A 22,091-nucleotide genomic window follows, 5' to 3' on the forward strand; every position below is an offset into this window, starting at 1 on the left:
GGCGTCCACCAGCCAGGGGCCGATCGGCGTGCAGGTGTCGCGGTTCTTCACGCGCAGGTTGGGGCGATACCAGTTCTCGAGGTAGTCGCGGATCGCGTAGTCGTTGGCGACGGTGTAGCCCGCCACGTGCGACATCGCGTCCTTGCGCGAGACCTTGCACGCCGTCTTTCCGATGACGACCGCCAGCTCGCACTCGTAGTGCATGAACTTCACGTCGGAGGGCCTGCGGGTCTGCCCGCGATGACCGATGACCGAGCCTGGGCCCTTGAGAAAGACCAGCGGTTCTTCCTGCGCGCCGAACGAGAGCTCCTTCGCATGGTCCGCATAGTTCAGGCCGAGCGCGATGATCGTTCCGACCTCGAACGGCGGAAGCCACACCACGGCATCCTGATCGACGATGCGGCCATCGGCCAGACGCAGTGCGTCGCCATGTGGCACGGCCTCGTGGATGGCGCCGGAATACGCCACTCTTGCGCGCTTCATGCTTCCTCCTTCGCCAGCACGTTCTCCAGGCGACCGACGCCTTCGATTTCCACGGCGACCGATTGGCCGGCCTTGGCATTGGGTGTGTCCCCGGGGACGCCCAGCAGCAGGATGTCGCCGGGTGCGAGCGTCATGAACTCGGTCACGTCGGCAAGCAGGCGTGCAGCGTTGCGGACCATGCCTGCGGTCGAGTTGGATTGAGCAAGCGTTCCGTCAACGTAGACACTGATCGGTAGGTTGTCCGGATCAGGGATTCGATGTGCCGGCACCACCGATGGGCCGATGACGCACGAGCCGTCGAGCGCCTTGAAGCGCACGGAAGGTCGATAGAAGCTGTCATGCGGAACACTGAAATCGATCACCACGGTGTACCCGGCCAGATACGAGAGCGCATCCGCCTCGGACACCCGGCAGGCGGTTCGCCCCACGACGAGGCCGAGCGATGCGCCGACCTGAAGTTCGCCGGCGGATTGCGGAACGGCAACTTGGTCCCCGTCGACAGCCAGCGTGTTGCGCGGCTTGACGTAGAGCACCGGCGCCTTGGGTGCGGCCTTGTAGGGTGCCGCGTTCACTGCATCGCCGAGCGAAGCCAGGCTGGCGGCGCTGTTGAGCAGCGTGCCGTAGACCGTGCCGCTCAGGCGATACGGTGGCACTCCGAATTGAAGAATCGGTTGGATCATGCGTTGGTGTTGGGCGTGTCGGTGAAGCAGCCTCGCAGGCGGTCGACCAGAGCGAGCGCGTCGTCCGGCGTGCGGTCGCCGCGCCATGCCACATGCTGGTCCGGCCGCGAAAGCACGAGCGCGTGGCGATAGGCGTCCGGCACTTCGCCGGGCGGCACATCGAGCACAGCCAGTGGCAGGCCCCTGCGGGCAGCAGCCTCTTGAAGTGGACGGACATCGGCCGTCGGGTCGAAGCGCAGCAGCGTGTATTCCGGCCCCATGGCGTCGTAGAGCGAACGTCCGTCGGCCAGCCAGAAGTGCGGTGTGCGGCATCCGGGCGCGGTGGATGGCGTGAACTGGTCCATCGAGTACGTGGGCGCAGCCTCGCCGTCGTAGGCGATCAGCGGCGAAGCGTCGTAGTAGTAGCCGAAGTTCAGGCCGGCGCAGCAGTACTGCTTGACGTTGAGGTCGTACAGCGCCTGCCCGGCGGCCCTGCGGGTCTCTTCGCCGGCAGGGCCGGGTTCCTCGATACCGGCCGGCACGCCTTCGCGCTCTTTCTGGAGTGCGATCGCGTGGTTCATCGCGAACCTGGAGACCTGCTCGGTGATGGGCTGTCGCTCGGCTTCGTAGGCAGTCAGCACGCCTTCCTCGGCCCAGCCGTTCAGACGAGCGGCCAGTTGCCACGACAGGTTCATCGCGTCCGCAATGCCGGCGTTCATGCCATAGCCCGCCATCGGGACCCAGAGGTGCGATGCGTCGCCGCAGATGAAGACGCGGCGATCGCGGAACTTGTCGGCGACGAGGCGGCGACCGATCCAGTCTTCCTTGGAGATGATTTCGTACTTGAAGTCCTCGCCAACGCCGAGGATGGTGCGGATCGCCCAGTCGCGGTCGACCGAATCGAACTCCAGCTCGTCCGAGCGCAGGTAGTTGTGCAGCAGGAAGGTCTCGCGGCCGTCGATGGCGTAGACGTTGCCGCTGCGGCGGGGGTTCAGCGAGAAGGTGGCCCACGCCGGCTTGTTCGCGGTACGGGACAGCAGGTCGGGCGCGCGGAAGTAGGTCGATTGCACTCGGCCCACGACATCGGTGCCGGAGAGCTTGGCGCCGATCGCCTTGCGCACGCTGGAGCGGCCACCGTCGCAGCCGATCATGTACTGGCTGAAGATCCGCACTTCCTCGCCCGAATCGAGGTCGACGCCCTTGGCACTGACGCCGTGATCGTCCTGCGTGAACTCGTCGACGCGCGTGCGGCAGAGGATCGTGATGCCCTTGGTGGTCTCTGCGTGGGCGAACAGCACGGGCTCAAGGTAGATCTGGTTGATGCGATGCGGTGGTTCGGCCGTGGGCCACCAGCCGTCCGGCCCACTCTTGTCGGTGTAGCGACTCGCGCGCGAGGGGATGTGGATGCGCGAGAGTTCTTCGCCGGTGAAGGTCGTGCGGTACGACACATCGTTGGCATGTTCGGCCGGCAGGCCCGACTCGCGCATGACCTTGGACACGCCGAGGCGGCGAAAGATCTCCATGGTGCGCGACGAGACGTGGTTGCACTTGACGCTCGGCGGCTCGCCGCGGTGGCGCGTTTCAGCCACGACGACTGAGACGCCCCGCTGCGCCAGATCGGTGGCCAGCGTGAGGCCGACCGGCCCGCCTCCGACGATCAGTACTTGCGTCTCGATGTTCTTGGTCATGCTCTGTTCCAGGTGGGAGGATGGGGTAAGGGTGGGATTGCCGTGATTAAAGTCAAAGACACAGCGAAAGAAAAATCAATCTTTCAGTCTCGATTCATCAGAAGCCCTTATCCACCCGGTGCCCACTTACTGTTCCACCAGCTCCGCCATCTCCTCGCAATGCACGAGTTCCTCCTCGTCGCTTCCGGGAAGGCGAAGCTGCAGCCAGATGCCGTCGCCGATGTTGTCGATCACCTCAGCCACGGTGCCGTTCTTCAGCCGGATGCTTTGCCCGACCTGGACGTTCATGAGATTGAGCATGTCGTGTCCCTCGCTCAGAAGAAGATGCTGAGGTTCTTCGCCAGCAGCACGTTCTGGTGGATGCGGATCTCGCGCTGGCACAGCTTCCAGCCGTCGGCGGTCTTGCGCATGCGGTCTTTGCGGTCGCCGACGAAGAAGTACTGCTCGTACTCGCAGCGGTTCTGGTAGGTGAGGAAGCGGCTGGAAACATCCACTTCGAGCGCGCCTTCGTCGTTGGTGCGCATGGCCGTGAGCTGCACATTGCTCACCAGCCTGCTGACGCGGGACAGCGGCTCCTCGGCCCAATGCACGCCGGTCAGGATCTGTTCGGCGCGCTTGCTCAGGGTCCACTTGCCCTCGTTGAACCAGCTCATCTGCTTGTCGCGCGTGGTGAACTCGCGGGTCGCATGGTCGCCGAACTTGACGTTGTATTCCATCGGCATGAAGTACTCGAGGTCGTCAGCCAGCGTGTCCAGCCATTCATTGAACTGGCGGTCGTCCAGCATGTTCGCCTCGTCGTAGAGGAACTCCTCGATTTCGCGCTTGACTTCGTAGTACTTGGCGTCGCGCGGAAGGCGGGCCTGCGTGACCGCGGGTTCTGCGAGTTCAGACATGATTTCTCCTGATGTTGGGCTCATTGCTTTTGAGGAATGGGGCCGCCCTGATGGGCGAAGCAGCCGACGTCGACAACTGTTCCCGAGATGGCAGCCGCGTCGTCGGACAGCAGGAACGCGACCGCATTGGCCAGGTCGCGACCGGTGGCGGGCCGCCCGGCCACGGTGCCCGACACGGGCTTGCTCTTGAAGGCGTCCAGGTTGCCGCCCATGCGGCCGACGCTCATGCCCGACACGATGCCGCCGCCACCGGGGATGGCGACGTTCACGCGCACGTGGTCATGGAAGTGGTCGTAGGCCATGGCGGTGCTCAGCGCGACGATAGCGCCCTTGCTGGCGCTGTAGATCGCCATGTTCGGCTTGCCGTAACCGGCGCCGGAACCGATGTTGACGATCGAGCCGCCACCCGCCTTGATCATGTGCGGCAGCGTCGCGCGCGACATCAGGTAGGTGCCTTTGAGGTTCACGTCGACGATGCGGTCGAACGTCGGTTCGTCGGTGGTGAGGACCGTGCCGAGCGGGCCGATGGCCGCGTTGTTGACCAGCCCGTCGATGGTTCCGTACTTGTCGATGGTGTGTTCGACGATGCGCTGCACGTCGCCAGCGTTCGAGACGTCGGCTTCGAGCACATCGGCCTTGCAGCCTGCTTCCTCCAGTTCCGCAAGAAGGCTGTCGAAGCCCTTTGCGGTGCTGGATACCTGTGGTTGGGCGAGCCCGAAGGATACGACCCGATGCCCCCGACGGGCCAGCTCGACGGTGATCGACTGGCCGAGGCCGAAGGTGCCTCCGGTGACGATGACGACGCCCATGGTCATGCGGCGAAGCTCGCCGGCTCCTTGTCCTTGCGGCCGAGCAGGGTGTCCCAATCGGCGCCGTTCATGTAGTCGCGCCAGCGGCGGTAGAACTGCCGCGGGTTCTCCTCGCTCACCTGCAGGCTCACGTTGCCCGCCACTGGGCCGGTAGTCTGGACCTTGCCGAGCGACTGCTGGTAGTTGTAGGGGTAGCGCTTCGCAATGACCCCGCGGCTGCCGGCGGTGGCGTAGTTCCAGTTCTCCATGTCGTCCTGCTCCGTCATGCCGGCGGGGCCCGAATAGCGCATGTAGTAGGTGCGCAGGAAGTCTTTCACCTCTTGCGGCGCATCCGCATCCACGAGGAAGAAGCGCCAGGCCTCCGTCGATTCCGGACCGTGCGGATGCCATACGCAAAGGTTGCGCGGCTGGTTGCCGTGGAACGAGACGTTGGGATAGATCGTGCCGACGAAGGGCACCAGCCGGTGCCGCTCGTCGCCCAGCCGTTCCTTGCGCTTGGCATGGGCCTCGCGGAAGTATTCGGCCACGATCGGGTTGTTCTGATAGGTGTCGAGGAACTCCCACGTCTCCGGCATGATGGCGCTGTGCACGCCGTGGCCAGCCGGGAAGTTCGCCCACACGTGCTGCGCCTTCTCCAGCTCGTTGTCGCGACGGCCCTTGGCTCCCGCTTCTGCGGACGGGCCGATGCCGATCATGTCGACCGAGCGGTGGCTCACGTTGTGATACGTGTCGCCGAGGAAGTTCTCCGCAGCGAATTTCCAGTTGCACGGGATGATCCACTTGTGCACGCCGATGAGTACTTCAGAGCCACCTTCGCGGCCGTCGCGGCAATCGAGCGCGAGGTCCAGATGCGTCTTCGCGTCGCCAAGATAGGTCATCAGGTCGGGCGCATCCTTGTCCCAGCTGGCCCAGACGGTGCCCTTGTAGATTTCCATCTTCCGCACTTCGATGAGCGACCAGTCGTCCTTGTCCAGGCAACCTTCGTAGAGGTTCTTGAACTGCGGCACGCCGAAGAGCTTGCCTTCGGTCGTGTAGCTCCAGCTGTGGTACGGGCAGGTGAAGAGCTGGGTGTTGCCGTGGTCGTACTGGCACACCTTCATGCCGCGGTGCCGGCACGAGTTCAGGAACACATGGACCTTCTTCTTCTTGTCGCGCGCGAGGATGACCGACTCGGCGCCCATGCGTGACGTGAAGAAGTCGCCGGGGTTCGGGACCTGGCTTTCGTGGCCCACGAAGAGCCATGCGCGGGTGAAGACTTTCTCCAGTTCCTCTTCGAAGATTTCCTTGCTGGAGAAGATTTCTCGACTGATCTCGCCCTTGCGCAGGTTGATCATCGCGTTGTATCGGGATTCGGTAGTGATCGGGATCATTGGGTCTCTCGGTGAGGGTTGAGCGGGGGCGGGGGTATTCAGGCGAAGCGTTCGCAAAGCACGTCCTGACGTGGCAGGCCCGCGGCTTCGGCGGCCTTGCGGCCGGCTTCGACCATGGGTGGTGGACCGCACAGGTAGACGCGGGTCGTCGGGTCGAGGCCGAGATGGCCGATCAGATCGGTTGCATAACCTTGATGGCAATCGGCATCGGCGTCCTGCTCCACGGCCAGCCTGACCTGCACGTTCGGCGAGGCCTGGCGGAGGGCTTCGAGTTCGTCGAGCGCGAAGAGATGGCCGCGCGTGCGGGCGCCGATCAACAAGGTGGTCGGCTGCGCGCGGGCCTTGTCGCTCATGCTGCGCAGCATCGAGAGGAAGGGCGCTACGCCGGTCCCGCCGGCGACGAAGAGGCGAGGGCGTTCTTCGTCCCGCAGGAAGAAGGTGCCGTGCGGCACGCTGAGCTCGACCTTGTCGCCCGCTTTCGCGGAAGCCAGCCAACTAGAGAACGCGCCGTCCGGCACGAGGCGGATGAAGAACTCGAGGTGGTTGCTGCCGGGCCCGTTCGCCATCGAGTACGAGCGCGCGATCTCCGTCCCTTCGGGCTGGATGCGGACGTACTGCCCGGGCTCGAAGAGGACGCCGTCGGGAATCGAGACTTCGAGCAGCATCGTCTCGCTCGCGACCTGGCGCACGGCGACGACCTCGCCGGGAATCGGCGGCGCTTCTTCCGCGAGCGCTTCGGTGGAGTCGTACGGGAACTCGACCGCGCAAGCGCCTGTCACGCGGCAGACGCACGGCAGCACCGCGCCCAAGTCCCTGTCTTCATCCGGAAGGACGGAAGCGTCGTAGTCCTCCATCTCGACCGCGCCCGAGAGCAGTTGCGCGGTGCAGGTGCCGCATTGGCCGTTGGAGCAATCGGTCAGCAGATTGAGGCCAGCTTCGCTTGCCGCTTCGACGATCTTCTTGCCGCAGGGCACTTCCAGGCGGTGCGCGACACCGTCCGAAAACAGCAGCGTCACGGGGACGGTTGAACTCATGGCGGTCTCCAAAGTTGTGTCCAAAGGACGGACTGTGCATCCATTGTATGGACTAAATTTGATTTAGGTCAACTTGTCCATGTAGCGGACAATCGAGGGCCTCAACCCTTAACAAGCATTGGAGGAGTTCCCTTGGCAGTCTCAGAGAAAAACGAAAACGTGCGCGCCGTTGGTCGCGCGCTGGAGATCCTTCTGGCGTTCACGCCGCAGGATTTCGAACTGACGCCGTCCGAGCTGCTCAAGCGCGTGGATCTCTCGCGCCCGACGCTCTACCGCCTGCTCTACACGCTGGAGGAGAACGGCTTCCTGGTGTCCGTGGGCGAGCCGCAGCGGTTCCGACTCGGCCCTTCCGTTGCGCGGTTGGCGCATGTGTGGACATCGAGCCTCGATCTCTCCGCCTTGGCCGAACCGGTGCTGCGCCGCATCTGGCAGACCACGAACGAGACGGTCGCGATGTTCCTTCCGCAACGGGAGCTGCGCTTGTGCGTCGCCGAGCTGCCCAGCCCGCAGCCGCTGAACTTCAAGCGGGGCGTGGGCTACACCGAGCGCATCGTCCGTGGTGCGACCGGGCGCGCGATCCTCGCGTACATGGGGTCCAGCGAAGACGAGCTGCGTGCCTTCGCGCAAGGCACCAACGTCAACATCAAGGAATTGCAGAACGAACTCGCGCAGACACGCAAGCGCGGCTATGCGAGCAGCCACAGCGAGCTCATCTCCGGCGCGGTCTCGGTGGCGGTGCCCTTCTTCGACCGGCATGGCGCGGTGGCGGGATCACTCGGCGTTTTCGGCCCGGAAGTCCGACTGGACGGCACGCGCCTGAAGCACATTGCAAAGCTGCTGCAGGAGGAGGCGAAGAATCTTTCGGCGATGCTGGGCTACGGGAGCGCCGACGCGCCCGCGAAGTAGCGTCGGCGGGGCCGCTCCGTTTTCTGTCCGCTCTGCGGACACGTTGACCACAAATTTGACCTGAATCAAAAGCTGTCCATAAAATGGACTGGCGATCCGACCTATGGACTCGGATCGCAACCACGTCGACCCCCCCGACCGATACGGAGACATCGCCCATGCACACGCCATCCGCGCTCTCGCGCAGGTTCGTCCTGCGCGCACTCAGCGCCGCCTTCGCCGCCACCCTCATCTCGTTCGCGCCTCAGCACGCTCGTGCACAGGACTACCCGGACAAGCCGGTCAAGATCGTCGTCGGCTTTGCGCCCGGCGGCACCAACGACATCCTTGCGCGCCTGCTCGCCGCCAAGCTGCAGGACAAGCTGAAGCAGAGCTTCATCGTCGAGAACAAGGCCGGCGCGAACTCCGCGATCGGCAACGACTTCGTGGCCAAGTCGCAGCCCGACGGCTACACGCTGCTCGTGTCGTCCAGCGGCGGGCTGACCACCAATCCGATCCTGATGAAGAGCCTGCCGTACGACCCGGTGAAGGACTACGAGCCGATCGCGCTGCTCGGCTCCTTTCCGCTAGTCGTGACGGTGTCGTCCTCGCTGCCGGTGAAGAACTTCGCCGACCTCGTGGCGTACTCCAAGAAGCAGAAGGACGGCAAGCTGGACAACGGCACGCCGACCACTTCCTTCGTTCTCGTGGCGGAGACGATCTCCTCGGTCTCGGGCATGAAGTTCAATCACATCCTCTATCGCGGCTCCGGCCCGGTGGTCTCCGGCGTTCTGGGCGGCGAGATCCAGACCGGCGTGCTCGACAGTCCCGCGGTGATCCAGCAGGTCAAGGGCGGCAAGCTCAAGGCGCTGGCCGTCACGACCGCCAGGCGCTCTACCGCACTGCCGGACGTGCCCACCATCGCTGAACTCGGCTACCCGGGCTATGACGCGCCGATCTGGACCGCGCTGATGGCGCCCAGGGGCACGCCGGCGCCGGTTCTGGCCAAGCTGCGCTCAACCGTCGGCGACATCCTCAAGGACAAGGACATGATCGAGAAGATGCACACGCTCGGCATGGACCCGGGCGACGCCGATGCGGCGGCATTGTCCAGGCGCATCGCCGGCGACATCGCCCGTTGGGGGCAGGTCGCGAAGGCCGCGAACATCCAGCCCGAGTAACCCGCGGAGACATGACCATGACCAGATGGAACACCGTCGCTGTGGCAATGGGCCTCTTGCTGGGATCCACCTTCGCATCGAACGCCGGTGCCCAGGCGTGGGCACCGACCAAGCCCATCAAGATCGTCGTGCCGATCGTCGGCAGCACCAACGATGCGCTGGCGCGCCTCATCGCGCCGAAGCTGCAGGAAGCCCTCGGCCAGCCCGTGGTTGTCGAGAACAAGCCCGGCGCGGGCGGCAACATCGGCGCCGACTACGTCGCCAAGGCGCCGCCCGACGGGCACACGCTGCTGGTGGGCTACAACGGTCCGCTGGCGATCAACAAGGCGCTGTTCGACAACATGCCTTTCGATCCGCAGAAGGACCTCGCGCCTATCACGCTCGCGGTGAAGTCGCCCCAGTATCTCGTCGCAGGCCCGGCGGCGGACTTCGGCACTGCGAAGGAGTTCATCGCGAAGGCGAAGGCGAATCCCGCCAAGTACTCGTATGCCTCGGTCTCGATGGGCAGCGCCTCACACCTGACGATGGAGATGTTCAAGGCCGCCGCGGACATCAAGGTCACTCACGTGCCATACAAGGGCGCGACGCCGGCGCTCACCGATCTGCTCGGTGGCAACGTGCATGTCGCGTTCATGGTGCCGGGGAATGTCCAGCAGTTCGTGTCGCAGGGTCGACTGAAGCTGCTGGCGACCACCGGTGACAAGCGCTTCCCGAGCGCGCCCAACGTTCCGACGCTCGTCGAACTCGGCTACCCGACGATGGAAGCGACCGGCTGGGTCGGCCTGCTCGCGCCGGCGCGCACGCCCAAGCCGATCATCGAGCGTTATCACCGTGAACTTGTGAAGGTCCTTCAATCACCGGACATCACCGCCCGTCTGCGCGACATGGAGTTCGAGGTGGTGGCGAGCACGCCGGAGCAATTCGGCCAGTGGATCGCATCCGAGTCGCGCAAATGGGGCGCGGCGGTCAAGGCCACTGGCGCCAAGGCTGAATAGCGCCAGCGAATGGGTCCAGGTCGGAGCCGATGCAACTGGGCAAGCGCCGACAACTCGCGAGAGGCGCAAGACGCCCCGCGGGAAGGCCATTCGTCGCGAAGTCGAATGCAATCGCAACCGCATCGGATGGTGATGCCCTCAGATCCGACGCGATCGTTCATTGATCCAGCATCTCCGTAGGCAATTCAGCTCTGGTGAGGCGGGTGAAGTTGTTGAGCGTTCAAGACAAGGCCAGATCGGCGGCCAGTGCGCACAGGGTGAACAGGACTGTCACTGTTTCGTATCGCCGCCAGTTTCCGCATGCGCAACCTCCACAAAAAATGATGGTCGCTTGCTCAATGGGTGGCTCACCCAACCAGCGCAAGGACCCGTAGTGGACTGCCCGAGCCGCCCTCGATCTTCAGCGGCGCTGCGAGGATCACGACGCCCGTCGGCGGCAACTGGTCGAGGTTCGTCAAGCATTGCAGTCCGTACCTGTTTGAGCCGTGCATCAGTGTGTGACAGGGATAGGCCACCGGCCACGCGTGGGACTGGCCCGCATCGGTGTTGATCGTCTCGACGCCGAATCCCCTGACATCGCGCTCCTCGATGAGCCATTGCACCGCCTCCTGCGTCGGACCCGGCGTGTGAGCGCCGTCCTCCCGCATGTTGACGAATGCAGCCGGATCGTCGACGCGCTTGGACCAGTCGGTACGAAACAGCACCCAGGCGCCCGCCGGAATGCGTCCATGCCGGGCTTCCCAGCCCTCGAGGAAATCGACAGTCAACAGCCAGTCGGGGTCCAGTGCGACCTGGGCGCTCGCGTCCACTACGACGGCCGGACCGACAAAGTGCGAGGGGTCGATCGTGTCGACGGCGTTGTTGGGATGGTCCTTGCCGGTCACCCAGTGCACAGGCGCATCGAAGTGCGTGCCGGTGTGTTCGCCGCACGAAAAGTTGTTCCAGTACCAGCCCGGGCCGGCATCGTCGTATTGCGAGATCTTCTCCATCTTGAACGACCACACCTGGCCGAACTGGGGCGGCAGTTGCAGTGCGGGAAAGGATGGCGACAAGGTCTGGGTCAGGTCAACGATGCGCACCGAGTCGGTGGTCAGGGCACGCTGGAGCGGGGACAGGGAGCTTTGGTTCATGGAGGGTCTCTGCAAGTGAAGTGGTGCGAGCCATGCGTGGCTCGCACGACGAACTAGGCGCGGCAATCGGCGAGCTGGTGATAGCCGCCTCGCCAGTACACCAGGGGGGGCGCCTCGATCTCGCCGCGGTGAATGGCCATCACACGTCCGACCAGGATCCAGTGCGAGTGCTTCTGGATCATGTCCTCGATACGGCAGTCCAGCGAGATCGCGCTGTCGACCATGACGGGTGCGCCGTCTGCGGTGAGCTGCGTCCAGCGTTCGGCGGCGTAGCGCTGGCTGCCGGTCACGCCGTTCATGCCGGCGAATCGGTTGGCGACCTGCTGCTGGGCGTGTGTGAGCATGCTCACTCCGAAGCGATCGGTTTTGAGCAGCAGCGATGCCGATGAACTCGTCCTGTTGACGCAGGCGATCACCGTGGGCGGATCGGCCGAGAGTGAGGTCACCGACGTGGCGGTGAATCCGGTGCGCTCATGCCCGACCTGCACCGTGACGATGCTGACGCCCCCGGCGAGTTCACGCATCGCCGACCTGAACGCCGACGGTTCGGCCGCTATGGCGAGCGAATGCGGCGCGCCCGACATGGAGGTGGCTTGCGCGGCGTTCATGCTGCCAACCGCAAGGATTCGGAGGGCACTTCGACGGGCGCGCGCAGCCCTCGGGATTCGAGGATGGGCAGGACCTGGTCGCGGAAGTAAGGGAACTCCTCGACGTAGTCAACGAAGGACAGGGTGGTTCCCTTGAAGCCCGCCGCAGCGAGCGCGCAAATGCCGTCCGCCACCTGCTCGGGCGTGCCGGTCAACGGATAGCCTCCATGGCCGGCCGCCATACGATCGCGGATCAGCGCCAGCAAGTCATGAGGAAAAGACTTGGCATTGGCGAATTGCAGCGCAATGAGGTTGTCGACCGCGGCCCAGTCGGCGTGGTCGTTGCCGAAGTGCTTGAGATAGTCCTTCGCCTCGCGCTCGGTGGGCCGGCACACGACATGCGAGAAGGTCAGTATGTCGACCTTGCGCCCTTGCGCGACGGCCTTGGCCTTCAACTCGGCGATCTCCTGGCTGGAGCGATCGAGATCGATCGCGGGCGTGAACAGGAAGTCCGCGTTGTTCAGGGCGAACTCGCGCCCTTCGCTCGAGCCCGCGGCGTTCAGGATGGGCGGCCGGCCGTTGCGCGGCGCAGGAAGGCCGTAGGCCTTGCTGAGCTTGAAATACTCGCCCTGCCAATCGAAGGGACGCGGGTGTGTCCACAGTTTCTGGATGATGTCGAACCACTCCTGCGCATAGCCATAGCGGGTCTTGTGATCGTCGGCCAGCGCCAGGCCGAGCGCTTCGTACTCCGGCCGGTTCCATCCCGCAACGATGTTGAGACCGGCGCGTCCCGCGCCGACCTGATCGAGCGTGGCGATCTGCTTGGCCACCACCATCGGATGGTTCGCCGCGGTATGGACCGTCGCGAACACGGTCAGGCGCCGGGTATGTGCCAGCAGCGCGGCTGCCCAGGTGACGGTCTCCAGCACGTTGCCATGAAAGTCCGTCTCACCGCCGTAGCCGATCCATCGCGCGATGGGCAGCATGAAGTCGATGCCGGCCTCATCCAGCAGCCTTGCCAGGCGCAAGTTGTTGTCCCAGGAGTTGTCCCATCGCTCCTCGACCTTGGTGACGGACATGCCGCCCGAGCAGTTGGAGGCGAACGTGCCCAGCAGGAAGTCGGATGTGTTCAGCAAGCGATTCATGGATGCTCCTTCGGTTGACGACGGCTTGGATGCCGAGAGTTGGATCAGATAGACATTTAAATAGACTTTCTATTCGATCGAAGTATAGGAAGCCACCTTCGAGCCGGTACGGGGGTTTTCCCCCGGGTCGCGGTCTCAGGACAAGGGCACGCCTGTCATCGGTCTTCGTGGCCGCGCGGGCCGAAGAGATGCGCTGCGAGAGGTGAGGTGTGAAGGTCGCCGCCGAAGCGGTGGATCTGGCCCGCGGGTCGATCAGCCGCGCCGGTGGAACGTGGCGGCCTCTCGCGTCACTGACTCGTACAACCGTTCCAGGAGCTCCAGATGGGCTCCAGCGCTGTGCGAATGCTGCCTGAAGGCAGGGTGGCGTTTGGCACCCTCCAGCAGCAACTTCTTTCGTAACTTGGCGTAGTCGTCACAGACCTTCGCGCCTTCCGCCGTGGCTTCGTAGTAGACGCCAGCCCGCCCCGAGCCCTGCTTTTCGATGAAGCCCATTTTGAGCAGCTTGCGCAGGCCGTACTGCACATTGGGCACGTCCTGGCGGTTCGTGAGATGCAACAGATCTTTGATGGTCTTCGGTTGGTCGTGCATGCGAATCACATGCAGCAGCGCGTTCTCCTGGCCGGTCAGGACCGCGCCCGTGACGGCCGCCAGGCACTCGGCCTGCCATCGCACGAACGACTCGTAGGTGCGCATCACGGCGTACTCGAGATCGGTCACCGCGACACCGAGATCGTCTTCGGCCAGGTGCCAGTGGTGCGAGGCGGTGGCGCGCTTTGATTTTTCGGATTTCATCGATCGAGGAAGGTGCAAGGGGCTGCCGAAGGCGAAAGTCGGCTGCGTGAGTGACGACGAATCATAGGGGGAGTAGAAGCGCCGAAGAGCTCGCATCACCGGTCAATTCGCGTCTGGTGGCAGTCAACCACGATGCATAAGAAGATGATGTCAAAGTTGACGGAGGCCCTCACGCGACTGCGCCTTGCGTCGAGGGGCTGATGGCTCTACCGACGGTCTGGCGCATACTGAAGGACAGCCCTCCGCCACGAAAGGAGTTTTGTCGTGTTCACAACTGAAATTCGCTTGCCCGAACTCGCCTTGTTGGCTGGGACCCGCGGCGCTCTGGGAGCGGGCGTGGGCCTGCTGCTTTCCGACAAGCTCAGTGAAGAGCAACGCAAGAACATCGGGTGGACGCTGGTAGCCGTGGGCGTGCTGACCACCATTCCGCTCGCGGCCATGCTGTTCGGTCGTCGCCGAAGAAGCGACGCTTGAGCTGAAGAACCTTGTTCCGCCCGCCCGGGCCGCCTTCGGCGTCCAGCTGGCACACATACTCACGGTTCGATGTTTCTAGCCGTGCTGCCGGAGTCGGCCGGCAGCCGTCATCGGCCAGGACCGGGCCCTCGAGCAAGGTGCCCACCAGACCCTGCGGTCACGAGTCACGCCGGACAAACAGGGCGCAGAATCTCTAGATGCACGAAGCCCCGCCGCCCATCGCCCAGCCGCGAAACCCTCTACACGGCGTGACGCTGGAGACGATGGTTCGATCGCTGGAAGCCCGTTATGGATGGGCGGACCTCGCGCAGCGGATACCGGTACGCTGCTTCTCGCATGACCCGAGCGTCAAGTCCAGTCTGAAATTCCTGCGCAAGACGCCTTGGGCTCGAGAGAAAGTGGAAGGGCTCTATCTGTTTATGCTGCGCGAAGAAAAGCGGATGCGGCGCTCCTTGACCGAGAGTCGCTAGTGCAGGTCCGCGCCCGGCCAGAGCGCGCCGGTCGTCGATACCGCTCAATTTGGGGAAGCAGACATCGGCAATCGGACGCGCAAGGTCACAACTCCCGGCAGCGACAACGGAGCAGAGCACTGGAACGTCCGTAGAGCAGCCACCGTGCAGTCGTCCATGTCTGCCTGACTGAAAGCCCGCTACGCTACGCTGCAGTAGCCGGCAGAGCGGGCCAGACGAGAGTCGCGCATGGATCTTATGACTGCAGAGGAAGTGGGGCGCCTGCGGGCTGGGTGGCTACGCAACGCACCCTCTGAATGCAACCTCGACTAGGTGCGGTCGCTCGCATAGGCCGTACCCTGCATCAGAAGTTCCGGCGTTCCGATGACCCCATTGAGTTGGTCGAAGTCCAGCATCTGGCTGCGCAGCGGCTGAGTGGTGCCCTCGGCCTGCAGCGAGGCGAAGTAGCGCTGCAGGCCGGCCGCCACCCAGCGAGCCGTGCCGCCGGGGAAGATGACGATGCGAAAACCCAGCGAGCCCAGGTCGGCCGCGCTGCTCACTGGCGTGCGCCCGCCTTCGATCATGTTGGCCAGCAATGGCACACGATGGCCAAAGCGCTCGCATGCCGCGCGCATCTCTTCGCGCGAACGCAAGGCCTCGATGAACAGCGCATCCACGCCGCATTCGAGATAAGCCTCAGCCCGCTCGAACGCGGCCTCCGTGCCCTCGACGGCGACCGCATCGGTGCGCGCCAGGATCAGCGTGTCGGCGCTGCGCCGTGCATCCAGCGCGGCGCGCAGCTTGCCGCGCATCTCCTGGCGGCTGACGAGCGATTTGCCGGCCAGGTGGCCGCAGCGCTTGGGGAAGTCCTGGTCTTCCAGCTGGATCATGGTCGCGCCGGCGCGCTCGAAGTCGCGCACGGTGCGCTGCACGTTCAGCGCGTTGCCGTAGCCGGTGTCGGCATCCACGATCACCGGAAGCTGGACGCGATCGGTGATGCGGGCGAGCACGTTCGCCGTTTCGCTGGCGGTGGTCAGACCGATGTCGGAACGCCCCAGTTGTGTGTAGGCGACCGCGCCGCCCGAAAGGTACAGCGCCTCGAAGCCGGCCTGCTGGGCCAGGAGGGCGGTCAGTGCGTCGTACACACCCGGTGCGAGCAGGGGGCGATCCTGCCGCAGCCGTTCGCGCAGCATGTTCATTCCGGCTTCGCTCCGGTGGCGTGGACGATCTTGCCCCAGCGGACGATCTCGCTCTTGACGAAACGGCTGAATTCCTCCTGGCCCGTGCCCATGGCGATGAGCCCCTCGCTCTTGAAGCGCTCGCGCATGGCGGGCGAGCCAAGCGCCTCGCGCGCGGCGGCGGAAATGCGCGCCGCCTCGGCCGGCTCCATGCCCGCGGGGCCGAACAGGCCATACCACGAACTGAAGTCGAAGCCCGGCACCGCCTCTGCAATGGCGGGAACATCCGGGAAATCCGCCAGCCGCTGCTTGCTGGTGACGCCCAGTGCCTTCACCTTGCCGCCGCGCAAGAGCGGCTGTGCGCTGGCCACGCCGGAAATCACCAGGTCGATCTGCCCGGCCACCACGTCCAGCAGCGCCGGACCGGTGCCCTTGTAGGGCACGCCGGTGATGTCGATGCCCGCGTCGAGCTTGAGCACTTCACTGGCCAGGTGATTGGAGCTGCCCAGCCCGGCAATGGCGATGTTGAGCTTGCCCGGCTTGGACTTCGCCAGCGCGATGAGTTCTTTGATGTCCTTGGCGGGCAGGCCGGAGCGCGCCACGAGGATGCCGGGCAGGGACGCGATGCCTGCCAGCGGCGTGAAGTCCGCAACGGCGTCGAAAGGCAGCTTGCCGTACAGCGACGGGTTGATGGCGTGGCTGGTGTAGCTCAGGAGCAGCGTAGCGCCATCCGGCGCCGATTTGGCCACGGCCTGGGCAGCGATGTTGCCTGCGGCACCGGGACGGTTGTCGACGATGAACTGCCGGCCCAGCCGGCTGCTCAGTTCCAGGGCCAGCTGGCGGGCGACGATGTCGGTGCCGCCGCCGGGCGTGGCGCCTACCAGCAAACGGGTCACCGTCTGGGCCCGCACCCACGGGCTGGCCAGGGCCACCGCCCCCCCGCCCAGCAGGCACAGTGTCTTGCGTCTATTCATGTCATGTCTCCTAGTGGGATGTGCGAGCGGCGAGCGATGCGTGTCACCCGGCGTCCACGATGGCGGGTTCGCGCGTCACCAGCGGCTGCCAGGGACGCCAGGCCATGCCGAGCGCGCGGGCATGGCGTTCCTCGTAGGCCAGGAATTCGGCGGTGATGGCGCTGCCGCGCACGCCACCTCGCACCGCGCCGGGACGCACGTCCCCGTAGTACTCCTCCCACTGCGGGGGCAGGGGTTGCGAGGCAGGAATCGACAGCCACAGGCGCAGCAGGTGGCGCTTCTTGTCGGGTTCCTCGAAGTCCTCGAAGTTCGTGCGCGAGTGCAGAGTGACGTAGTTGTTCAGGAGTTGCAGATCGCCGCGTTCCAGTTCCATCGAGTAGCAAAGCTTGTCGCTGGGCATGAGCTGATCAAGCAGGTCGAGGGCTTCGATTTGCGCCTGGGTCAGGCGTGGCACTTCCTGGAAGTCGCGCTGGGCGGCGTCGGTGTTCTTGCGGTTGGTGCGCGCGCAGAAGTAGGACGGGTCGTCGCCGAAGATCGGGCAACCGTAGAACGGCGGCTGCACCGGGTCCTGCGTGCCCTGGTAGCTATGGAACCAGCGCTGCTGCAGCACCGGAATCAGGTCGGGGCGCAGCCGCTGCACCTCGTCGCGCAGCGCGATGGAGCTGATCACCTTGCTCGTGCCTCCGCTCTTGGCCGTGCGGCGGCACAGCAGCGCGACCACGTCGCAGGAGTCCTGGTGGAAGTCCAGCCCGGCATTGGTGTTGTAGCCGCGGCCGCCCTTGACCTTGTAGTCGCCGCCGGCGTCGCGCACGTCGTTGATGATCTCGCTGGCCCGGTTCTGCGTGCGGCCCACGCCCATGTGCAGGCCCATGCCCCAATAGGCCAGGCGGGTCTGGGCCTCGGTCCAGCGCTCCACCGGAAAGCCTTTGAGCAGGCACATGCCCCAGCGTTCCTGGGTGGTCTCGATGGCGCGCTTGAGCACGGCGCGCGAGGCCGCGGGCAGGGGAAAGTCTTCCAGATCCATGGCCAGCAAGCCCTTGCCGGTGCCTTCGGCGTGCGCCAACGCCGTGTCGAAGCCCGCCACTTCCTCGGCTGTCATTCGGATGATCCACGACGTGTCGTTGCGAACGTCCTCGGCCAGCCATGGTCGAGCTTGGAAGGGGGTGCTCATAAGGTCTTGTCCTCTCAGGTTGATGACGGGCCGGGGAGATGCGCGGCTACTCGATGAAGGACAGTCTAGGTTTGCCTAAGATCAATAAAAAGCGATGATTCTTGAATCCGAACGTCAGAGAATTTGATGAAGATCGAGGCTTTCTCCACCCTGGACGCCGTCATCCGCAGCGGCAGCTTCGCCGGCGCGGCCGTGCAGATGAACCTCACGCCCAGCGCGGTGAGCATGCAGATGAAGCAGTTGGAGCAGTACCTGGGCATGACGCTCTTCGATCGCTCCGGCGCGCAGGTGCGCCCGCTGGTCGCCGCCTTCGACGTGGCATCGGCCATGCGCGAAGGGCTGCTGCGGCTCGACGTGCTGCGCCGCCGTCCGTCCATGGCTATCGAAGGCGTGGTACGGCTGGGCATCATCGAGTCGCTGCTGCCGTCCCTCCTGCCCGGCACGCTGTCCTCGCTGCGCGAGCGGCATCCGCGCCTGGCGGTACGGCCCATGCGCGGCCGAAGTGCGTCTCTGGTAGCCGACGTCAAGGCCGGGCAGCTCGATGCGGCCGTGGTGGCCATGCCGGCCAAGGGCGGCAGCGACCGCCTGCGCTGGTGGCCGCTGGCGCGTCGGGACCTGATGCTGATCGCGCCGCCCGATTCCACCGAAGCGAGTGCGACCGCATTGCTGCGCCGCTACGACTGGATCCGCTACGACAGGAACACCGTCACCGGCGCCATGGCGGCACGGCACGTCCTTTCGCTGGTGCCGGACAAGCGCGGCGCGCTGGAGCTGGACTCGGCGCCCGCCATCATTGCGATGGTCAGCGGCGGATTGGGCGTGGCGATCGTCCACATGCTGGACGAGGGCCTGCGCAAGGCCTACCCTGTACGCGAAGTGTCACTGGGAAGAAGCGCCCCGAACCTGGTCCTCACTCTGGTGAGCCGAAAATCGAGTGAGGACGACAGGGCACTGGTGGCGCTGCGCGAGGCGCTGACGCAGCAGTTGCGCTAAGTTGCCGGATGCGCACGGGGCGCGGCCTGACCCTGTCGTCCAATAAATTGACTAGGCTCAGTCTAGTCTCGGCACGTCTGCTCGTCGCAGTCAACCTGTCGAGGGGTTGCGGCTCGGCTTTTGTCTCGATCCGGAAAGGGAAGGAGCTCTCGGAGGACCCTACGCCGGTAGCGACACCCCCGCTACGCGCTCGTCATGATGACGCCTATTTTTGCGCAACATCCTTCATGATCTCGTCGCAGATCCCGCGAATCTGCGTCTCGGTCATTGGCGCGGCAATTCCCTGCATTGCGGAGGATGTCGTCAGGTATTTGCGTCGGCCGGCCGGCGTGGCGCCTGGCAGTTCCGAGAACGAGACGTCGGCATCGATCCATGCATTGCCGGTCATCATGCCGACGGCGATACGCGAGCCGCGAGTGACGTATCGATAGTCCTTGATGTTCACGGTCACCAGGGTGGTCGCCTCAGCGTTCGGTGCCATCGCTGCATCCATTGGTACCAAGGTCATTCCGGCGGCGGTTGTCGCCTCCTTCATTCCGACTTGCCACTCTTTTTGGAACTGAGTCCAGTCGGTCGACTCTGCGAGCAACTCCTTGCCGCCCTGAACATCAAGTGCGACGCGCTTGGCGGCAACAGGAGAAAGGGTGAGCTTCTGGGTGTCACCTTGGCGCTGAACGTTTGCCGCACAGCCAGCGAGGGCAACGATTGCCGCGAGCATGGCAAACCTGAGAACTAGACGCATGACTTCCTTTGGTCGTTGTGAAAAGTGCCGCGGCATCATAGGCGAGCTGAGAAGGTCTTCGATGGTGGATTGGGAAGAAAGCCACGGCTGCTCGGGAAGCTCGAAGGTAACCGCAACCACCGATGTGCGAGTAGGGGGATTTGAGTGTCCGTGGAGCGCCAGCTTGGAGTCCTCCGTGCCTGCATGTCGGGACGACCGCTTCCGCTGCTGCGAAACGGTAGCGGTTCGTTTGCTAGCTGCTGTCCATTGCGGAGCGCCTCCCAGGGCATTTTGGCGGAGGAACAGACAGCCGCTGGACTCTTCACGGCTCCGGCGCTATTGCTCATCGTCGTGCTGTTCCGAGCTGCGGCTTTGAAGCGCTTGGGCAAAGGGGAATCGACCGTCGACGTAGCGCTGGGTGGCCAGCTCGACTTGCGGCAAGTTCTCATGCAAACGTTTGAGCAGTGACAGCAGCACCTCCCGCTCGCTGTCACTTAACACTGAAAGCAGGGCGCGCTCGCGCTCCAGGGCGATGCCGCGAATCTGCTCATGCAAAGCACGCCCCTTGGCAGTCAGCGTTGCAATGCGCAGCCTGCCGTCGCTGGCTTCAAGGCCGAGTTTGATGAGCCCTTTGGCCTGCATGCTCTTGAAGCAGCGGCTGACCGAGCCCTTGTCCATGCCGATGATCTGCGACACCTTCTGGGCCGAGATCGAGTCTTCGACGGCCAGCAGCACCATGCAGCGCCATGTTTCGATCCCGATGTCAAAGAGCCGCAGATAGTGCTGCGAGGCGCTTCGTGAGAGCTTGTTCGCGACCCATGTGAGATAGGCCGGTAAGTAGTTCTCGAGATCGATGCCGTCGGACCCGATCAGGACGGCGTCTTCGTTCAGGTCCTGAACGGGCGGTGGGTTCTTGGTCTTTCGGTTCGGTTCTGCTCGCGCGCCGATCGCACGCCGCGACAACTTGGAGGCTGGGCGATCTGCTTTTGTGGAAGCCTTGGTGGCGGGCATCGATGGCTCTCTCCTGTTCAAAGAAATGACGGGGACTGGAATGCCGGCTTGCACTGGCTGCGCAGAAGGATTGCCGCACGCGGATCGGAGCGGCCAAAGGTGCAACCAGATTCCGCGGGGAACATTTTCGGCGAACGAACCGGCGAGGGCCGCGCGTCGGCTCGACCGGGTAGAAACCCTATTGTAGTTGGCATATCAACTAGTTGAAACTACAACTAGTTGGGCGGTCAAGCCCGGCAAAACCACAGGTTCGCGCCCCCGCGAGTCCAATCGTCAGGAGACTAGACATGACCCCCACACGCCGCCGCGTCATTGGTGCGCTTGCCGCCGTTGCTGCTTTCTCTCTCACCGCCGCGCAAGCACAAGCCCAGGCGGTAAAGGTCGGCATCGTCGGCCCCTTCTCCGGCCCGTTTGCCCACTACGGCGCCCTGTTCAAGGCGGGTGCCGAAGCCTATCTGGCGAGCCAGGGCGGCAAGCTGGGCGGCAGGGACGTCGAGTTCATCTACCGCGACACCGGCGGCCCGAATCCAGGGCAGACCAAGAGCCTGGTGCAGGAGCTCATCGTCAAGGACAAGGTCGACTATCTGGGTGGGTTCGTCTTCACCCCCAACGCGCTTGCGGTGGCTCCGCTGATCCAGCAGTCCCAGACGCCGACGGTGATCTTCAACGCGGCGACGTCCTCCATCACCGAGAAGTCGGAGTACTTCGTTCGCACCAGCTATACGCTGTGGCAAGTCACTGCGCCGCTGGCGCAATGGGCCGCCAAGCAGAACGTGAAGAAGGTGGTGACGGCCGTCACCGACTATGGCCCGGGCATCGATGGAGAGACCGCATTCAAGAGCGAGTTCGTCAGGCAGGGCGGCACGGTGGTGGAGTCGATCCGCATGCCGATCGCGACCACCGATTTCGGCCCGTTCGTGCAGCGGATCAAGGCCAGCGGCGCGCAGGCCGTCTACACCTTTCTGCCCGGCGGGCCGCCCAACCTGGGCTTCATCAAGGCGTACAACGAGAACGGCCTTGCCAAGGCTGGCGTGCAGTTCCTCGGCACCGCCGAGACGGACGAATTCGACCTTCAGAAGTTCGGCGACGCGTCCCTGGGATTGACCACGGCGTTCCACTATTCCGGCGCACACGATTCGCCGGCCAACAGGGCTTTCGTCGAGGCGCTGAAGAAGCGTGATGCGAACGCCGTGGCCAACTATGCCTCGGTCGGTGCCTGGGACGGCATGTACGTCATCCACAAGATGATCGAGGCCACCGGCGGCCGCAAGGATGGCGCCAAGGCGATCGCCGCCGCAAAGGCCCTCGAGTGGGACAGTCCGCGCGGGCCGGTCCGCATCGACGCGAGGACTCGTCACATCGTGCAGGACGTCTATCTCCGCAAGGTCGAGAAGGCCGGAGCCGCGCTGGTGAACAAGGAGGTCCAGAGCTTCGGACCGCAGACCGACCATGGTCTGGACAAGTGATGA

General features: G+C 64.5%; 24 protein-coding genes. 7 read left to right on the forward strand and 17 right to left on the reverse strand.

The window, feature by feature from the left end:
- The 8 genes from WKW77_RS04325 to WKW77_RS04360 form a co-directional block, all read right to left on the reverse strand.
- Positions 1-483 (reverse strand): fumarylacetoacetate hydrolase family protein (locus tag WKW77_RS04325; protein ID WP_340355607.1); only part of this gene is annotated, 483 nt, incomplete at its 3' end.
- Entirely contained in the window at positions 480-1,163 is a 684-nt protein-coding gene (locus WKW77_RS04330; protein ID WP_340355608.1) for a fumarylacetoacetate hydrolase family protein, read from the reverse strand. The genes WKW77_RS04325 and WKW77_RS04330, both read right to left, overlap by 4 nt.
- Complete coding sequence (locus WKW77_RS04335; protein ID WP_340355609.1) at positions 1,160-2,830, reverse strand: FAD-dependent oxidoreductase; 1,671 nt, start codon at positions 2,828-2,830, stop codon at positions 1,160-1,162. Before WKW77_RS04335 ends, WKW77_RS04330 begins: the two co-directional genes overlap by 4 nt.
- 126 nt (positions 2,831-2,956) lie before the next feature.
- Entirely contained in the window at positions 2,957-3,130 is a 174-nt protein-coding gene (locus WKW77_RS04340; protein WP_340355610.1) for a hypothetical protein, read from the reverse strand.
- 14 nt (positions 3,131-3,144) lie between these two features.
- Positions 3,145-3,723: a 3-phenylpropionate/cinnamic acid dioxygenase subunit beta gene (locus WKW77_RS04345; protein ID WP_340355611.1), complete on the reverse strand. Its 579-nt coding sequence runs from the start codon at positions 3,721-3,723 to the stop codon at positions 3,145-3,147.
- A 20-nt stretch (positions 3,724-3,743) separates the two neighbouring features.
- Positions 3,744-4,538 carry an SDR family NAD(P)-dependent oxidoreductase gene (locus WKW77_RS04350; protein WP_340355612.1) on the reverse strand — a complete coding sequence of 265 codons (795 nt, stop codon included), beginning with the start codon at positions 4,536-4,538 and terminating at the stop codon, positions 3,744-3,746.
- A complete protein-coding gene (locus WKW77_RS04355) occupies positions 4,535-5,902 on the reverse strand; it encodes an aromatic ring-hydroxylating oxygenase subunit alpha (RefSeq protein ID WP_340355613.1) in 1,368 nt (455 codons plus the stop codon). Before WKW77_RS04355 ends, WKW77_RS04350 begins: the two co-directional genes overlap by 4 nt.
- A gap of 38 nt (positions 5,903-5,940) precedes the next feature.
- Positions 5,941-6,936 (reverse strand): 2Fe-2S iron-sulfur cluster-binding protein, encoded by a 996-nt coding sequence (locus tag WKW77_RS04360; protein WP_340355614.1) that lies wholly within the window; start codon positions 6,934-6,936, stop codon positions 5,941-5,943.
- 159 nt (positions 6,937-7,095) lie between these two features.
- Between WKW77_RS04360 and WKW77_RS04365 the strand changes: the two genes are divergently transcribed.
- From WKW77_RS04365 to WKW77_RS04375, 3 genes are all read left to right on the forward strand, one after another.
- Positions 7,096-7,842 carry an IclR family transcriptional regulator gene (locus tag WKW77_RS04365; protein ID WP_422823124.1) on the forward strand — a complete coding sequence of 249 codons (747 nt, stop codon included), beginning with the start codon at positions 7,096-7,098 and terminating at the stop codon, positions 7,840-7,842.
- A gap of 158 nt (positions 7,843-8,000) precedes the next feature.
- Positions 8,001-9,002, forward strand: coding sequence for a Bug family tripartite tricarboxylate transporter substrate binding protein (locus tag WKW77_RS04370; RefSeq protein ID WP_340355616.1), 1,002 nt, complete (start codon positions 8,001-8,003; stop codon positions 9,000-9,002).
- Positions 9,003-9,019: 17 nt separating this feature from the next.
- The gene (locus tag WKW77_RS04375; RefSeq protein WP_340355617.1) at positions 9,020-9,997 is read left to right on the forward strand and encodes a Bug family tripartite tricarboxylate transporter substrate binding protein; all 978 of its coding nucleotides are present in this window, start codon (positions 9,020-9,022) and stop codon (positions 9,995-9,997) included.
- Positions 9,998-10,344: 347 nt separating this feature from the next.
- On the opposite strand, the gene WKW77_RS04380 is transcribed toward WKW77_RS04375, so the two are convergent.
- The 4 genes from WKW77_RS04380 to WKW77_RS04395 form a co-directional block, all read right to left on the reverse strand.
- The gene (locus WKW77_RS04380) at positions 10,345-11,127 is read right to left on the reverse strand and encodes a cyclase family protein (protein WP_340355618.1); all 783 of its coding nucleotides are present in this window, start codon (positions 11,125-11,127) and stop codon (positions 10,345-10,347) included.
- A 53-nt stretch (positions 11,128-11,180) separates the two neighbouring features.
- Positions 11,181-11,735 (reverse strand): flavin reductase family protein, encoded by a 555-nt coding sequence (locus tag WKW77_RS04385; RefSeq protein WP_340355619.1) that lies wholly within the window; start codon positions 11,733-11,735, stop codon positions 11,181-11,183.
- Positions 11,732-12,859, reverse strand: a complete 1,128-nt coding sequence (locus WKW77_RS04390; protein ID WP_340355620.1) for an LLM class flavin-dependent oxidoreductase — start codon at positions 12,857-12,859, stop codon at positions 11,732-11,734. Before WKW77_RS04390 ends, WKW77_RS04385 begins: the two co-directional genes overlap by 4 nt.
- Before the next feature lie 252 nt (positions 12,860-13,111).
- Positions 13,112-13,651: a winged helix DNA-binding protein gene (locus WKW77_RS04395; protein ID WP_340355621.1), complete on the reverse strand. Its 540-nt coding sequence runs from the start codon at positions 13,649-13,651 to the stop codon at positions 13,112-13,114.
- 264 nt (positions 13,652-13,915) lie between these two features.
- Between WKW77_RS04395 and WKW77_RS04400 the strand changes: the two genes are divergently transcribed.
- On the forward strand, positions 13,916-14,125 hold the full coding sequence (locus tag WKW77_RS04400; RefSeq protein ID WP_286530381.1) for a hypothetical protein: 210 nt from the start codon (positions 13,916-13,918) through the stop codon (positions 14,123-14,125).
- 197 nt (positions 14,126-14,322) lie between these two features.
- Positions 14,323-14,595 carry a VF530 family protein gene (locus WKW77_RS04405; RefSeq protein ID WP_340355622.1) on the forward strand — a complete coding sequence of 91 codons (273 nt, stop codon included), beginning with the start codon at positions 14,323-14,325 and terminating at the stop codon, positions 14,593-14,595.
- A 308-nt stretch (positions 14,596-14,903) separates the two neighbouring features.
- Here the strand turns inward: WKW77_RS04405 and WKW77_RS04410 are convergent, their stop codons facing one another.
- The 3 genes from WKW77_RS04410 to WKW77_RS04420 are packed head-to-tail and all read right to left on the reverse strand — an operon-like array spanning position 14,904 to position 17,897.
- Positions 14,904-15,773: an isocitrate lyase/PEP mutase family protein gene (locus WKW77_RS04410; protein ID WP_340355623.1), complete on the reverse strand. Its 870-nt coding sequence runs from the start codon at positions 15,771-15,773 to the stop codon at positions 14,904-14,906.
- Complete coding sequence (locus WKW77_RS04415; RefSeq protein WP_340355624.1) at positions 15,770-16,726, reverse strand: Bug family tripartite tricarboxylate transporter substrate binding protein; 957 nt, start codon at positions 16,724-16,726, stop codon at positions 15,770-15,772. Before WKW77_RS04415 ends, WKW77_RS04410 begins: the two co-directional genes overlap by 4 nt.
- A gap of 43 nt (positions 16,727-16,769) precedes the next feature.
- Positions 16,770-17,897, reverse strand: coding sequence for a TauD/TfdA family dioxygenase (locus WKW77_RS04420; RefSeq protein WP_340355625.1), 1,128 nt, complete (start codon positions 17,895-17,897; stop codon positions 16,770-16,772).
- A 126-nt stretch (positions 17,898-18,023) separates the two neighbouring features.
- On the opposite strand from WKW77_RS04420, the gene WKW77_RS04425 reads away from it, so the two are divergent.
- On the forward strand, positions 18,024-18,890 hold the full coding sequence (locus WKW77_RS04425) for a LysR family transcriptional regulator (RefSeq protein WP_340355626.1): 867 nt from the start codon (positions 18,024-18,026) through the stop codon (positions 18,888-18,890).
- A gap of 205 nt (positions 18,891-19,095) precedes the next feature.
- On the opposite strand, the gene WKW77_RS04430 is transcribed toward WKW77_RS04425, so the two are convergent.
- Together WKW77_RS04430 and WKW77_RS04435 are read right to left on the reverse strand one after the other, a co-directional pair.
- The gene (locus tag WKW77_RS04430) at positions 19,096-19,632 is read right to left on the reverse strand and encodes a hypothetical protein (protein WP_340355627.1); all 537 of its coding nucleotides are present in this window, start codon (positions 19,630-19,632) and stop codon (positions 19,096-19,098) included.
- A 315-nt stretch (positions 19,633-19,947) separates the two neighbouring features.
- A complete protein-coding gene (locus WKW77_RS04435) occupies positions 19,948-20,622 on the reverse strand; it encodes a MarR family winged helix-turn-helix transcriptional regulator (protein WP_340355628.1) in 675 nt (224 codons plus the stop codon).
- A gap of 287 nt (positions 20,623-20,909) precedes the next feature.
- Here WKW77_RS04435 and WKW77_RS04440 point away from each other — a divergent pair, with 287 nt between their 5' ends.
- Entirely contained in the window at positions 20,910-22,088 is a 1,179-nt protein-coding gene (locus WKW77_RS04440) for an ABC transporter substrate-binding protein (protein WP_340355629.1), read from the forward strand.
- Positions 22,089-22,091: the final 3 nt, after the last annotated feature.

It is taken from the genome of Variovorax ureilyticus (assembly GCF_037889935.1).
GTDB lineage: Bacteria > Pseudomonadota > Gammaproteobacteria > Burkholderiales > Burkholderiaceae_C > Variovorax > Variovorax ureilyticus.

What these genes read in the sequence shown, in the direction of transcription:
- WKW77_RS04330 (WP_340355608.1), bottom strand. Translation starts at nt 1,163, where the DNA reads ATGATCCAACCGATTCTTCAATTCGGAGTGCCACCGTATCGCCTGAGC.
- WKW77_RS04335 (WP_340355609.1), bottom strand. Translation starts at nt 2,830, where the DNA reads ATGACCAAGAACATCGAGACGCAAGTACTGATCGTCGGAGGCGGGCCG.
- WKW77_RS04340 (WP_340355610.1), bottom strand. Translation starts at nt 3,130, where the DNA reads ATGCTCAATCTCATGAACGTCCAGGTCGGGCAAAGCATCCGGCTGAAG.
- WKW77_RS04345 (WP_340355611.1), bottom strand. Translation starts at nt 3,723, where the DNA reads ATGTCTGAACTCGCAGAACCCGCGGTCACGCAGGCCCGCCTTCCGCGC.
- WKW77_RS04350 (WP_340355612.1), bottom strand. Translation starts at nt 4,538, where the DNA reads ATGACCATGGGCGTCGTCATCGTCACCGGAGGCACCTTCGGCCTCGGC.
- WKW77_RS04355 (WP_340355613.1), bottom strand. Translation starts at nt 5,902, where the DNA reads ATGATCCCGATCACTACCGAATCCCGATACAACGCGATGATCAACCTG.
- WKW77_RS04360 (WP_340355614.1), bottom strand. Translation starts at nt 6,936, where the DNA reads ATGAGTTCAACCGTCCCCGTGACGCTGCTGTTTTCGGACGGTGTCGCG.
- WKW77_RS04370 (WP_340355616.1), top strand. Translation starts at nt 8,001, where the DNA reads ATGCACACGCCATCCGCGCTCTCGCGCAGGTTCGTCCTGCGCGCACTC.
- WKW77_RS04375 (WP_340355617.1), top strand. Translation starts at nt 9,020, where the DNA reads ATGACCAGATGGAACACCGTCGCTGTGGCAATGGGCCTCTTGCTGGGA.
- WKW77_RS04380 (WP_340355618.1), bottom strand. Translation starts at nt 11,127, where the DNA reads ATGAACCAAAGCTCCCTGTCCCCGCTCCAGCGTGCCCTGACCACCGAC.
- WKW77_RS04385 (WP_340355619.1), bottom strand. Translation starts at nt 11,735, where the DNA reads ATGAACGCCGCGCAAGCCACCTCCATGTCGGGCGCGCCGCATTCGCTC.
- WKW77_RS04390 (WP_340355620.1), bottom strand. Translation starts at nt 12,859, where the DNA reads ATGAATCGCTTGCTGAACACATCCGACTTCCTGCTGGGCACGTTCGCC.
- WKW77_RS04395 (WP_340355621.1), bottom strand. Translation starts at nt 13,651, where the DNA reads ATGAAATCCGAAAAATCAAAGCGCGCCACCGCCTCGCACCACTGGCAC.
- WKW77_RS04405 (WP_340355622.1), top strand. Translation starts at nt 14,323, where the DNA reads ATGCACGAAGCCCCGCCGCCCATCGCCCAGCCGCGAAACCCTCTACAC.
- WKW77_RS04410 (WP_340355623.1), bottom strand. Translation starts at nt 15,773, where the DNA reads ATGAACATGCTGCGCGAACGGCTGCGGCAGGATCGCCCCCTGCTCGCA.
- WKW77_RS04415 (WP_340355624.1), bottom strand. Translation starts at nt 16,726, where the DNA reads ATGAATAGACGCAAGACACTGTGCCTGCTGGGCGGGGGGGCGGTGGCC.
- WKW77_RS04420 (WP_340355625.1), bottom strand. Translation starts at nt 17,897, where the DNA reads ATGAGCACCCCCTTCCAAGCTCGACCATGGCTGGCCGAGGACGTTCGC.
- WKW77_RS04425 (WP_340355626.1), top strand. Translation starts at nt 18,024, where the DNA reads ATGAAGATCGAGGCTTTCTCCACCCTGGACGCCGTCATCCGCAGCGGC.
- WKW77_RS04430 (WP_340355627.1), bottom strand. Translation starts at nt 19,632, where the DNA reads ATGCGTCTAGTTCTCAGGTTTGCCATGCTCGCGGCAATCGTTGCCCTC.
- WKW77_RS04435 (WP_340355628.1), bottom strand. Translation starts at nt 20,622, where the DNA reads ATGCCCGCCACCAAGGCTTCCACAAAAGCAGATCGCCCAGCCTCCAAG.
- WKW77_RS04440 (WP_340355629.1), top strand. Translation starts at nt 20,910, where the DNA reads ATGACCCCCACACGCCGCCGCGTCATTGGTGCGCTTGCCGCCGTTGCT.